Here is a 12890-nt window from a genome sequence, read left to right on the forward strand (position 1 = left end):
TAAGTCATGAACAATTCTGCGCGCTTATCATTTGGTGGAAAAAACGTTATGTATGACAATATTAAGAGCTTAGGCATTAGTAACCCCGACGATATCGATCGCTACAGCCTGCGTCAGGAAGCGAATAACGATATTTTGAAAATTTATTTCCGCAAAGATAAAGGCGAATTTTTCGCTAAAAGCGTGAAATTTAAATACCCTCGTCAGCGTAAAACGGTCGTCGCCGATAATGCGTCGCAGGGCTACCGTGAAGTGCAGGAAATCAGCCCTAACCTGCGCTATGTCATCGATGAGTTGGATCAAATTTGCCAGCGCGATCAGGTTGAAGTCGATCTGAAACGTAAAATTCTGGACGATCTGCGTCATCTGGAAGGCGTGGTGTCACACAAGATCGCGGAAATTGAATCCGATCTGGAAAAACTGACCCGCAGCGGCCGTTAATCCCTTCAAACGTACTACGGCCTGCCGTCCTGAGTGAGCGTCACTTTGTGCGGCGGGCCTTTTTTATGCCCTGCTACTCCTGCCGCAGCAACGCCCCTTCACGCAAGACATCTTCAGTCGCCTCACGCCAGTCAAACCGGTCAATCCAGGATTGATAGCGTGCAGAACCCAGCGCATTATCCGCCAGCATAAGCAGGGGAATGACGCGCCCGCTGTTACGGTCGCGCGTCTTCCACGGCCAGCGGCGCGCAGAATCACTAAACGGTGCCATATAATCCAACGCAGCCAGCAGCGAGCCGCCCTGTTTGTCAGAGTAGTGCCAGAGATCGTCCTCACCGCGCTGAGACGACAAGGCCGCTATCGCAGTCAGCGCCTGTAAATTAAAAAAACTGTAGTGAAAAGAGCGGGTGCGGGCCAGTTCAAGCGGCTGCGTGCCATCACGCGCTATCTGCCCACCGATCTTCGTTTTAGCCAGCGCCATCATGTCCCTCATAACGGCGTCGTTATGCAGGTAAGCGGCAATCCCGGCCACCTGAACACAATACCAGCTACCGTGATTGTTGGCCGCATGCCGCTCCTGGCGCGCCAGCTTACTGGTTTGCAGCCAGGTAAGGTAGTCGTGGAACCAGCGCTGTAGCGCGGCCTCGTCGCCTGCACGCCAGCCAGGTGACTGACGCAGCAATATCAACGCATCAACAATGCGGGTGGCAAAATAACGCCCATCCAGTACGCCATCATGCCGACCCGTGCTGATGCCCGGCACGCCTTGCGCAAAGTTAAGGTTGGGGTTCATGCGGCTGGCAGGATCGATAAACCAGTGACGGATCATCGATTGGGCTTTACTGGCATAGCGTACATCGCCCGAAAAGAACCAGGCCAGCGTCAGTGCCTGCACATCGGCACTAAAACGCGCAAAACGCAGCCCGTCTGTTTGGTTGTTTTTTGTGTCGGGATTCACCTCGCCATCCCGACGGCTCCACGGAAGCCCCGTTTTCTGCCGGGCGTCCGGCCACCAGTACGCGCTCAGGCTGAGATAATCGTGTCGCGAGCCGCTGGGGGGCACCAGACCTTTGTCCATGACGCTGGGATCGGGCTGCTTAAGCGCCTTATCCGCCTGCTGTTTCAGCTGTTGCCAGGCTTGCTGCGTACGTGGGCTTGCCTGCTGATTCTGGATGGTCTGCCGTGTAGTGAGCAAAGTCTTTGTCGAGAGAAAAATCAGTGTGTCCGCCGCCGCCGCCTGGCAGGTGAACGCAAGTATCAGTAAGCCACATCCCCAACTCAGTGCGCGCATCAGTCTGTCCTCTTCGTTTTTTCGGGCCCTGTCAGCCCTGCTCATCCAGTTGGATCGCGATGTACAACAGCAGGCGATCGTCGACCTTGCCCAGGTTGAGTCCCGTCAATTCAGCAATACGATTTAAACGGTATTCCAGGGTATTTCGATGAATAAAAAGCGCACGCGACGTCGCGCCGGGCTGCACGTTGTTGCTGAACCAGGCACTCAGCGTGCGTCGCAGCAAACCGTTGCTGTCCATGCTTTTTAGCTTTTCCAGCGGACGCGCCAGTTCATTTGACTGCCAGCCACCCCGTAAGCTGTCGAGCAGGACCGGCAGCATCAAATCCTGATAAAAATAGCTGCGAACCTCGGGCATACGCTGCTTTCCCACCGCCATCGTTGTTCGCGCAGTACGATATGAACGTGCAATGCTGCCCATGCCCGTAAAGAAATTGCCCAGCGCGATACGCATGCGCAGATGACCACTTTCCTTCATGCGCTGCATGAGCTGTTCGATCCGCCTGCGGTGATCGTGTTGATCATAACGTCCGTGTGCATTTAATGCCGGTTTCAGCACGACCATTTCGGTTAGTGAGACGATGGCAATCAGGTTATCCCGCGCCGGTGTCGTCAATAACGTCTGCAACTGCTGTAATTCTGACATCGCGCTGTCAACGCCAAGCTGCCCACTGTCCACTTCGATCACCGCCACGATTCGGGGCTGATTAAGATCGATGCCGAGGCGCTGCGCCCATTCGGTGAGTTGCGGGGAGATCGCGTCACTGCGAATGAGATTGAGCACCAACTCTTCCCGCAGACGGCTGTCCTGCGCCAGCATGTGCAACAGCCGCGCCTGCTCCAGCATCATCTCTGCGGCCATACAGACTAATTCACCATAGTGACGCAGCGCACCCGGCTCGCCCGTCAGACCAATCACTCCAACAATCATCCCGTCGATACGCAACGGCAGATTAATTCCCGGCCTGACTCCATGCAGATGCCGGGCCACCGCATCGTCAATATCCACAATACGTCCCTGAGACAGCACTAACAATGCACCCTCATGTAATTCGCCGATGCGCTCCCGGTCACCGCTTCCAATAATCCGTCCTCTTGCATCCATAACGTTGACATTGCCATCAATGATTTTCATAGTGCGCGCGACAATTTCCTGCGCCAGTCGTGCGTCGAGATGACAGGTTGCCATCCTGTACTCCTGAGTCATAAAAAGGGGGAAAACAGCATAGACGCGCGATACCGGGAGAACATTGTGCATCTGCACAAGGCCCGGCAGGCATTAACAGAAATGCGGCGACCATCACATTTGTGCGCGTCGCCATAAAAAAGGCGGACCGAAGTCCGCCTGATAAACCGCTGCCTGTGATTACTGCGCCAGCAGATACAGTGAACTGTCTCCGCGCTGCACGTTCAACGCCAGTACCGGTGGCTTGGTATCGAGGATTTTACGCAGTTCGCCCAGATTGCTGACGGCCTGCTGGTTGACGCCAAGAATCAGGTCGCCTTTTTTCAGGCCAATTCTGGCCGCCGCGCTGCCCCCTTTCACGCTGTCAACCCGAACGCCTTTCTCTTTACCTGAATTATTGCTCAGATCCGCGCCTTCAATACCGGTGTAAATGGTGGCGGACTGCACCTTGTCCTGCGTGCTCTGCTGCAGCTGAACCGTCACATCCAGCGGTTTACCGTCACGCAGTATGCCAAGTTTCAGCGTGGTTCCTACCGGCAACGAGCCGACTTCGGCACGCAGTGAAGCAAAGCTGGTTAACGGCTTACCGTTCATCGACACAATGACGTCACCCGCTTTAATACCGCCCTTCGCCGCCGCGGAGTTCGGTACGACCTGACTGACGAATGCACCGCGTTGCGCATCGACTTTCATCGCCTTCGCCAGCTCAGAGTTAAGCTCGGTCCCCATAATGCCCAGCTCGCCGCGTTTAACCTGACCGTATTCCACCATTTGTGCCGTCAGGTTTTTCACCATGTTGCTCGGGATGGCGAAGCCAATACCAATATTGCCGCCGTCCGGTGCCAGGATAGCGGTGTTGATGCCAATCAGCTCGCCGTTGAGATTTACCAGAGCGCCACCCGAGTTACCCCGGTTGATGGCCGCATCGGTTTGAATAAAGTTCTCATAGTTTTCAACATTCAGGCCACTGCGTCCCAGCGCGGACACGATACCAGACGTAACGGTTTCACCCAGACCATACGGGTTACCAATCGCCACGGCGTAATCGCCCACCCGTAAATTGTCAGAGTCGGCCATCTTAATCGCGGTAAGATTTTTAGCACCTTCCAGCTGAATTAATGCGATATCCGAGCTGGGATCTTTACCAATCACTTTGGCATCGTAACTGCGACCATCGCTCAGTTTTACCTGAATTTTCGTCGCGTCGTTTACCACATGGTTATTGGTGACCACATAGCCTTTTTCAGCGTTAATGATGACACCAGAGCCCAGCGCTCTAAATTTTTGCTGCTGCGTATCTGGCGCGGCAGGGGCACCGCCACCGTCACCGCCCTGGCAAAGCGGTGAGCCCATGAACGGCGAACCGTCCTGGCAGAAAGGCGAATTATCGCCAAAAAATTGCTGAAACTGCTGCGGCATCCGTGGCGTTTTGACAGTCGTACTTCCTTCAACGCTGATACTCACGACTGAAGGCATAACCTTTTCCAGCATTGGCGCAAGGCTCGGCAACTGCTGGCTGTTGGTGGATGACACGGAAGAGGATGTTTCCGCAGCGAAAGCACTCACAGGGGTCAGTGCCATGCCAAGACTAAGCGCCAGGGCGCTTAACATTAACGAGGTTTTTTTCATTTTGGTATCTCACAATGATGGATATACTGACCATTGCTGTGGTCGAATGTTGAGATAAATGTTTTAGCGCGAAGTTCCTCTAAAAGTTTTAGGCAAAAGTAAAAATTTATTCGCGCTCTTTACAATTCTCGGGTTATTCCACCGCCATTAAGCGACGATACTCATCCCAGGCATAGAGATCCGTCATGCCACTAATGTAATCCTGAATCAGGCGAAAACGATAATAACGTTCCCATAACAAACGCTCATATTTATGCTCAACAACCAATGTACGCATTTTATACAAATAGGCTTTTCGGTGTTTTCCAGACAGTTTATGGAACAGTCGGGTCTCTATGGGATGATGGCGTAAAAAGTCTTCATTTATCAGTGTGGTAAACGCTTCATAATTGAGCGACATCAGCGGCTGATATATTTCCAGCAAGCCTTTAATTACCCGATAACCCTGCAGTTCCAGTTGCTCAACTTCGGAATGATTAAACACCTGCTGGCGCGCCACGGTTTTAAAAATCTGTAATAAACGGCCCTCTTCACCTTCGTCTTCTAATAAAGCATGGTTGAAGTGTCCCTCGAATATGGCAGGCAGATTATCAATAAAACGTTTCACCGCGTAGGTGACCAAAACATTCTGAACATTGACCCGCAGCGACATAAAAAACTGATCGCTACGGCTACGGCGTTTTTTACTGCCCGCTTCGCGCCACGCTTCCCCCACTGTACGACTGAAGGCATCGTTATTATTTATTGTTCCCCAGGCCTTGCTGAGATATTCATACAGACTGTCCACGTTAAATATGGCTTTTTCAACGGCATCGTCTAAATCGGCAATACAATAGGAGATGTCGTCAGCGGCTTCCATGATATAGGTCAGCGGAAAGCGATGGTGTTCCGTCAAATTTGTGGCGGTGCGGAGCTCATCGATATATTCCCGCTCAGATAAATAGAAGCCCGGCTTTTTCATTAATACGCTAAACTGAGCCGGTTTTTCCCCCTGCCACCAGGCGGGCGCGGTATATTTCAGGATGCAGGCTACCTGAGAATAGCTCAGGTTGAGTTGCAGCAGCGAATGCACCATGCGAATAGCCTGAGCATTCCCTTCGAAGTGGCACAAATCCTGACGAATCATGGCGTTCATGCGATCAAAGTCCGCGCGCTGCGCCTCGTTTTCAACACCCGCAACCAGCGGATCGACCAGTTCAGCGGGCAGGTTATCTTCAAACCAGTCATTAATGGCGGCTTCGCCAAAATGCCCAAACGGTGGGTTACCTACGTCATGTAACAGGCAGGCCATTTCGACGAGGCTTTCGAACGCCCCTTCCATGTCATCCAGACCATATTTTGCCAGTCCACCCTGCATCTTTAGCGTCTGCAGAATTTCTTTGCTGATATACCGGCCGGTTTGTTGCACTTCAAGCGAATGCGTCAGACGGGAACGTACGGCGGCGTTGCGCTCAAGCGGGAATACCTGGGTTTTTTGTTGCAGTCGACGAATTGCCGCTGAATTAATGATCCGCCCACGATCGCTTTCGAAATGGCGGGTAATAAAATATTCCCCCTGTGGATCTTTACGGTTGCTATAAGGGCGAGTGAAGCTGATCTTCTTCCTGAAATTGATCGTCGCCATAGCTGTCCCCTTATTTTTTCGTGAAATAATCCCGTCACTGCCATGATAGACTATGCCTGATATTGACATCCATTACATTAGCGAGACGTAAAATGAAAGCAGGCATCATTGGCGCAATGGAGCAGGAAGTTACCCTGCTGCGAGACAAAATTGAAAATCGCCAGACCCTGTCTCTGGCTGGTTGTGAAATTTACACTGGCACACTGAATGGTGTGGACGTTGCGTTGCTGAAATCCGGCATTGGTAAGACCTCGGCCGCTATGGGCACCACATTGTTACTGCAATTGTGCAAACCCGATTTGGTGATTAACACCGGCTCAGCGGGCGGCTTAGCCTCTTCGTTAAAGGTAGGCGATATTGTGGTGTCCGATGAAGTGCGCTATCACGATGCCGATGTCACAGCCTTTGGTTATGAACCGGGCCAGATGGCGGGCTGCCCCGCGGCCTTTACCGCAGACAGTAAGCTGATCGCCGCCGCAGAAGCCTGTATTCAGCAGTTGAATCTCAACGCGGTTCGCGGCCTGGTGGTCAGCGGTGACGCGTTTATCAATGGCGCAGCCCCTCTGGCCCGCATTCGCGCGACGTTCCCACAGGCGATTGCCGTTGAGATGGAAGCCACCGCTATCGGCCATGTCTGCCACCAGTTTAACGTGCCGTTTGTGGTCGTCCGCGCGATCTCCGATGTGGCCGATCAGGAATCGCACCTGAGTTTCGATGAGTTCCTGAGCGTTGCCGCTAAGCAGTCCTCCCTGATGGTGGAAAATCTGCTGGCCCGCCTGGCACATGGCTAAATCCCTGCTGTTTTGCTGGCTGCTGCTGTTTTGCAGCAGCCTGCCTGCTGCACCGCCCCGCGTCATCACCCTGGCTCCTCACCTGACTGAACTGGCTTTTGCCGCCGGCATCACGCCGGTTGCGGTCAGTGCCTGGTCGGGTTATCCCGCTGAAGCACAAAAGATTGAGCAGGTCGCGACCTGGCAGGGGATGAACCTTGAGCGCATTTTACAGCTTAAGCCCGATGTTGTGCTGGCATGGCCCGGCGGCACCTCATCCCGTCAGGTGGCGCAGTTAGTGCACTCAGGGATTCATGTGGAATGGGTCGCCACCTCGACACTGGATGACATGATTCATTCGCTAGCTGGATTAGCCCGATGGAGCCCGTCCCCCCAGCGTGCTACACAGGCCGCTACGCAACTACGCCAGCAGGTCGCAGCCTTGCGCCAACGCTACCGTCCGCAACCCCCCGTACGCGTTTTTGTGCAGTTTGGTCTTTCCCCCCTGTATACGGCGGCTAAAGCGACGCTGCAAAATGACATTATCGGCCTGTGTGGCGGGCAAAATATTTTTGCCGCAAGTCCGGTGAGCTGGCCTCAGGTGAGCCGGGAGCAGGTCCTGATGCGCCACCCTCAGGTCATTGTGACAACGGGCGGTTCGCAACAGGCTGAAACGCTTGCGCAGTTCTGGCGGCCGCAGCTCAACGTACGCATCATTGCCATTAACGAGGACTGGCTCAGCCGTCCGGGCCCGCGTATCCTGTTAGCCGCAGAGCAGCTCTGTGAGGCACTGCATCCCGCCCCAAAGGCATCTTCAGGCTACTGAATATTGCCCTGCCAATTAAAGTAATCATTTTCACTGCCGTTAACGTTATTTAAGAGACGCGTGCCATGTAAGCCCGCCGTCCTTCTGCGCGATGCGCTTTTGACTACACCAGGAATTCACTATGACTAAAGCCCTGCTTCTGGCCATAGGGCTTGTGATCGCGCAGCAGGCGTTCGCGGGATCCACGACCGGCTCTATCAATGCCAGACTTGTTATCTATTCACGTTGCGAAGTCAACAGCGTGCGAAGCCCGTCTTCGCCACAGGTTGACTGCGGTCGCCAGAGCAGCGCACAGCCGCGCGTGACGCAAACGGTGCTGAAGCGTCAGGGAAGCCGCACAACGAACGACAGACTGGTGACAATAGAATGGTAAGCGGCCGCCCGGAGAGAGCGGCCTGATGATCAGATGCTGAAGGAAGACCCGCAACCGCAGGTGGTTTTGGCGTTCGGGTTGGTTACGATAAAGCGCGACCCTTCCAGACCTTCGGTGTAATCCACCGAACCGCCTACCAGATACTGCAGACTCATTGGATCAACCACCAGCGAAACGCCCTGCTTTTCAATGGTCATATCACCGTCGTTCATTTGATCGTCGAAGGTGAAACCATACTGAAAGCCGCTGCAACCACCACCAGTGATATACACACGCAGCTTCAGCGCCGGGTTATCTTCGTCAGCAATCAGATTTTTCACTTTGTTGGCTGCTGCGTCGGTAAACTGCAACGGCAGTGCTACTACTTCATCACTCATGAGTTACTCCGTAAACGTCCGGGTCAGAAAACGACCTCAATGTTGCTATTATCTGCCAGCGACCCGCCGCAATCAAGCGCTCAGCTTCGCACTCTGTGCCGGATTGACGCGGAGAAGTCGTACGCAGGGATATCTGGCTTTCGTCGGCCGCCCCTCTTCCGTAGAATAGCCCGAAATTATATGAACTGCTGGAGCCGAAAATGAGTAAGTCTGAAAAACTGTTCGCCGAAGCACAACGCCTGATCCCCGGCGGTGTGAACTCGCCGGTCCGTGCGTTTACCGGTGTCGGCGGCGTTCCGCTGTTCATTGAGCATGCTGATGGCGCCTGTCTGTATGACGCCGATGGCAAAGCCTATATCGACTATGTTGGCTCATGGGGGCCAATGGTACTGGGACATAACAACGAAGGCATTCGTCAGGCTGTGATTGAGGCAGCCCAGCGCGGCCTGAGCTTTGGTGCGCCGACCGAGATGGAAGTCACCATGGCGCAGCTGGTATGTGACCTGGTACCGAGTATGGAAATGGTGCGCATGGTCAACTCCGGCACCGAAGCGACCATGAGTGCGATTCGTCTGGCGCGCGGGTTTACCGGACGCGATAAGATCATCAAGTTCGAAGGGTGCTATCACGGCCATGCCGACCACCTGCTGGTGAAAGCCGGATCAGGTGCGCTGACGCTGGGCCAACCCAACTCGCCGGGCGTACCCGCCGATTTTGCTAAGCATACGCTGACCTGCACCTATAACGATCTGGACTCTGTTCGTGCGGCCTTTGAACAGTATCCCGCGGCTGTCGCTGCCATTATCGTTGAGCCTGTTGCCGGCAATATGAACTGTATCCCTCCGCAGCCTGACTTCCTGCCGGGCCTGCGTGCCCTGTGCGATGAGTTCGGTGCGCTGCTGATTATTGATGAAGTGATGACAGGCTTCCGTGTGGCGCTGGGCGGCGCACAGGCACACTATAACGTGAAGCCGGATCTCACCTGCCTGGGCAAAATCATCGGCGGTGGCATGCCAGTGGGTGCGTTCGGTGGCCGTCGCGAGGTCATGTCCGCGCTGGCACCGACCGGGCCGGTTTACCAGGCCGGTACGTTGTCCGGTAATCCCGTAGCCATGGCCGCCGGTTATGCCTGCCTGACGCAGATTGCGCAGCCAGGTATGCATGACAGGCTGAACCGTCTGACTGAACAACTGGCTCAGGGGCTGGTTGAGGCAGCCAGACAGGAAAATATTCCCGTGGTGGTGAATCAGGTTGGCGGCATGTTTGGCCTGTTTTTTACCGATGCCGACAGCGTCACCTGCTATCAGGACGTGACACAGTGCGACGTGGAACGCTTCAAGCGCTTCTTCCACCTGATGCTCGAAGAAGGCGTGTATTTTGCGCCGTCCGCCTTTGAGGCCGGGTTTATGTCGCTGGCACATACTGATGAGGATATTCAGCACACCATCGAGGCGGCCCGGCGCTGTTTCGCGAAGCTCTGATGAGAAAAGACCGGCTGAGCCGGTCTTTTTTTTTAACGTGAACGGCGCAGTAGCCAGATAAAATAAGGTGCGCCCAAAAAGGTCGCCATCAGGCCCGCCGGAATCTGACTGGGAAAGGCCAGCATGCGCCCGCAACAGTCTGCGGCCACCATTAACCCGGCCCCCAGCACGCCAGACAGTAACACCTGTGGCAGCGCGCGGCGAAAGCCCAACATACGGGCCATATGGGGTGCCATTAAGCCGACAAAGCTCAGCGGCCCAATCGTCAGCGTGGCGCAAGCCGTTAAGGCCGCCGCTAACAGCAACAGGGCGAGTCGTGAACCCGTCAGTGCCATACCGACAGACCGTGCGGTCATGCTGCCAAGTGGCAGAATGGTTAACCAGCGGCTGGCCAGTGGCGCTAATGCCACTAAAACAGCCGCAAAGCCTGCACTTTGCAGCGCCTGCGTAGCACTGATGTTGTAAGTTGATCCGGATATCCAGGTCAGTAACCCCGCCATGCGCGGATCGCCACTTGCCATCAACAGCATCAGAATGGTGACAAAGGCGCTGTTGAGTGCCATACCCGCCAGTAGCATACGTTCCGGTGAGAAACCACCACGACTGGCGACCAGCATAATAACCGCCAGCGTTATCGCCGCCCCCAGCGCACCTGCCGGCAACAGAAATGCCAGCGCGTTGCCGGGAACAAAGAACAGCATCACGACCACACCGCAGGCCGCGCCGGAACTGATGCCCAGCACTTCAGGACTGGCCATGGGATTACCGGTGAGGCGCTGGATCAGGCTGCCCGCCACACCGAGCATCAGGCCGACCTCCAGTGCCGCCAGCACACGCGGCGCGCGCCAGGGTAACAACTGTTGCAGCATGTCGCCAGACGTCCAAATCCAGCCATGCGCATCACGCCCAAAGGCCAGGCAAAGCCATGTCAGTCCGCCCAGCATCAGCAATCCCACCAGCGTCCAGCGCCCGTAACGGTATCGCTCGACCGGCACGTTGTCCCCCTGATCCAGCGCAGGCGGAACGGATCCGGTTCGCAGGCGAGGTAACAGCGCCAACAGAATGGGCACGCCCAGCAGCGCCGTCACGGTTCCGGTGGAGATCTCGCGCCAGTGCGCCGTGAGCCAGAGTACGCAGGCATCCGCCAGCCAGAGCAGCAGTGCACCAATCAGGGGTGCCAGCAGCATGCGGCTCAGTAACCGCCGTCCACCCAGCAGCCTTGCCAGCAGCGGTGCAAATAAACCAATAAAGCCAATGATCCCCGCTACGCTCACCAACTGAGCGCTCAGCAAGATGGCCAGAACCAGGACGGCCAGCCGCATAGCAGACAGCGCTAACCCAAGATTTTTGGCGACGCCATCGTCCAGCCCCATCAGCGTAAGCGGTCTCAGTAGTGCCAGAGACAGCACCAGCGCCAGCACCAGACGTGGCCAGAGTTGGGTAACGCTGTCCCAGCTCATCTGATTCAACGTGCCGGTGCTCCACAGGAACATATTCTGCAGTTGATCGTGGTTAAAGATGGCAAATATTTGGTTCACTGCGCCGCTGTACAGGCTGAGAACCAGCCCTGCCAGAATCAGCGTAACGGGCGACAGACGTTTGCGCCAGGCCACGCTGAACACCAGCGCACCGACCAACAGCGCGCCACCCGACGCGGCGAACTGATGAGCCAGCGCCCCACCCGGCAGGTGCCATAAGGTCGCGACGGTCATTCCTAACTGCGCGCCGGATGAAACGCCTAACGTGCCCGGTTCGGCCAGCGGATTGCGCAACACCTGCTGAAACAGTAATCCGGCTAACCCCAGCCCTGCCCCCACCAGCAGCGCCAGTGACCAGCGCGGCAGTAAGCTGTAGTGAAAGACCATTTGCTCAATGTTGCTGCTGTCCGGTGTCCACAGCGCCTGCAACCACTGGTTCGTGGGCAGCGCCTGTTGCAGATTGATCGCGGTTAACATCAACGCCAGGAAGAACAGCGTACCTGTCACGGCTAACGGGAAAAAACGATGACGCATTACGATTTCTCCAGCGCACGTTCCAGCACGCGAATAAAGTGCAGGGCTGACAAGGTCGCACCGTAGTACCACACCGCCGGAACGCGCTGGAAATGGCCGCTGTGAACAAACGGCATGGACTGCCATAACGGACTTCGCGACAGTTGCTGCATCACAGCATCATTGTCATGATCGAAGCAGATAGCCTCTACGTCATGGAAAACGGCCAGCCGTTCCAGTCCAATCACGGCGCTGCCCCAAAAACTGGTTTCGCCCTGCCAGGCATTTTTCAGATTCAAAAGCGCCATCACTTCCAGGAATAAGCTGTTTTTACCGAAGGTAATAGCGTGGCGGCTGTCGAGTAGCGACATCAGCAAAATGGCCCGACCGGCGTGCGGCGCCAGACGCTGACGCGCCGCCGCAATCTCCGCATCCACCTGTTGCAGATGCGCCTCAGCCTGCGCCTCACGTCCCAGTCGGGCCGCCAACGCCCGCAATGAGGCCCGTGCGCGACTCAGCGGTTTGCCATCGCCATTGTGCAGGTCAAACCCCATGATCGGCGCAATGCGCCGCAGCTTATCTTTCGGTGGACCGTAACCGTTCGAGCAGAGAATCAGCGAGGGATGCATCTGGGTCATCAGCTCAAGATTTGGCTCGGTACGTAACCCGACATCCACCACGCCCGCAGGCAATGGCGGCTGTCCGACCCAGACGTTGTAGTTATGCACGTCCGCCACACCCAACGGGTTCACGCCCAGCGCCAGGAGTAACTCGGTGGGCAGCCACTCCAGCGCAATAACGCGGTCGCTGTCAGGCTGTGCCGCAGGCGATGGGAAAGACGGGATGAGAGGCGACAACGCCATTGCCATCAGCAGGCGACGGCGATATAAATCCGGCATTA

Annotated in this window: 12 protein-coding genes; 5 read left to right on the plus strand and 7 right to left on the minus strand. The window is 55.7% G+C overall.

The genetic code is table 11. The annotated features are described in order from the left end of the window. Positions 1 to 48 precede the first annotated feature (48 nt). Complete coding sequence (locus RAC60_RS03845) at positions 49 to 441, plus strand: DUF3461 family protein (protein ID WP_006117754.1); 393 nt, start codon at positions 49 to 51, stop codon at positions 439 to 441. A 73-nt stretch (positions 442 to 514) separates the two neighbouring features. Here the strand turns inward: RAC60_RS03845 and RAC60_RS03850 are convergent, their stop codons facing one another. From RAC60_RS03850 to dgt, 4 genes are all read right to left on the minus strand, one after another. Continuing rightward, positions 515 to 1732 carry an alginate lyase family protein gene (locus tag RAC60_RS03850; RefSeq protein ID WP_324029017.1) on the minus strand — a complete coding sequence of 406 codons (1218 nt, stop codon included), beginning with the start codon at positions 1730 to 1732 and terminating at the stop codon, positions 515 to 517. 31 nt (positions 1733 to 1763) lie between these two features. Continuing rightward, positions 1764 to 2921 carry a CdaR family transcriptional regulator gene (locus tag RAC60_RS03855; protein WP_058702035.1) on the minus strand — a complete coding sequence of 386 codons (1158 nt, stop codon included), beginning with the start codon at positions 2919 to 2921 and terminating at the stop codon, positions 1764 to 1766. Between the two features lie 177 nt (positions 2922 to 3098). Next, the gene (gene degP / locus RAC60_RS03860) at positions 3099 to 4547 is read right to left on the minus strand and encodes a serine endoprotease DegP (protein ID WP_324029018.1); all 1449 of its coding nucleotides are present in this window, start codon (positions 4545 to 4547) and stop codon (positions 3099 to 3101) included. Positions 4548 to 4680: 133 nt separating this feature from the next. Beyond that, positions 4681 to 6171 (minus strand): dGTPase, encoded by a 1491-nt coding sequence (dgt, locus tag RAC60_RS03865; RefSeq protein ID WP_006117749.1) that lies wholly within the window; start codon positions 6169 to 6171, stop codon positions 4681 to 4683. Positions 6172 to 6263: 92 nt separating this feature from the next. Between dgt and mtnN the strand changes: the two genes are divergently transcribed. From mtnN to RAC60_RS03880, 3 genes are all read left to right on the plus strand, one after another. After that, positions 6264 to 6962 (plus strand): 5'-methylthioadenosine/S-adenosylhomocysteine nucleosidase, encoded by a 699-nt coding sequence (mtnN, locus tag RAC60_RS03870; protein WP_006117747.1) that lies wholly within the window; start codon positions 6264 to 6266, stop codon positions 6960 to 6962. Next, positions 6955 to 7767, plus strand: coding sequence for a vitamin B12 ABC transporter substrate-binding protein BtuF (gene btuF / locus RAC60_RS03875; protein ID WP_039338684.1), 813 nt, complete (start codon positions 6955 to 6957; stop codon positions 7765 to 7767). The genes mtnN and btuF overlap by 8 nt, the downstream gene beginning before the upstream one ends. A gap of 121 nt (positions 7768 to 7888) precedes the next feature. Further along, positions 7889 to 8140 (plus strand): hypothetical protein, encoded by a 252-nt coding sequence (locus tag RAC60_RS03880; RefSeq protein ID WP_006117745.1) that lies wholly within the window; start codon positions 7889 to 7891, stop codon positions 8138 to 8140. A 29-nt stretch (positions 8141 to 8169) separates the two neighbouring features. On the opposite strand, the gene erpA is transcribed toward RAC60_RS03880, so the two are convergent. Then, a complete protein-coding gene (erpA, locus tag RAC60_RS03885) occupies positions 8170 to 8517 on the minus strand; it encodes an iron-sulfur cluster insertion protein ErpA (protein WP_006117744.1) in 348 nt (115 codons plus the stop codon). 200 nt (positions 8518 to 8717) lie between these two features. Here erpA and hemL point away from each other — a divergent pair, with 200 nt between their 5' ends. Further along, a complete protein-coding gene (gene hemL / locus RAC60_RS03890; protein ID WP_033740299.1) occupies positions 8718 to 9998 on the plus strand; it encodes a glutamate-1-semialdehyde 2,1-aminomutase in 1281 nt (426 codons plus the stop codon). 32 nt (positions 9999 to 10030) lie between these two features. Here the strand turns inward: hemL and fhuB are convergent, their stop codons facing one another. Both fhuB and fhuD read right to left on the minus strand, forming a co-directional pair. Continuing rightward, positions 10031 to 12010, minus strand: a complete 1980-nt coding sequence (gene fhuB / locus RAC60_RS03895) for a Fe(3+)-hydroxamate ABC transporter permease FhuB (protein ID WP_375092713.1) — start codon at positions 12008 to 12010, stop codon at positions 10031 to 10033. Then, on the minus strand, positions 12010 to 12888 hold the full coding sequence (gene fhuD / locus RAC60_RS03900; protein WP_039338689.1) for a Fe(3+)-hydroxamate ABC transporter substrate-binding protein FhuD: 879 nt from the start codon (positions 12886 to 12888) through the stop codon (positions 12010 to 12012). The genes fhuB and fhuD overlap by 1 nt, the downstream gene beginning before the upstream one ends. Between the last annotated feature and the right edge of the window lie 2 nt (positions 12889 to 12890).

This window comes from Pantoea sp. BR_17 (assembly GCF_041955125.1).
GTDB classification, from domain to species: Bacteria; Pseudomonadota; Gammaproteobacteria; order Enterobacterales; family Enterobacteriaceae; genus Pantoea; species Pantoea stewartii.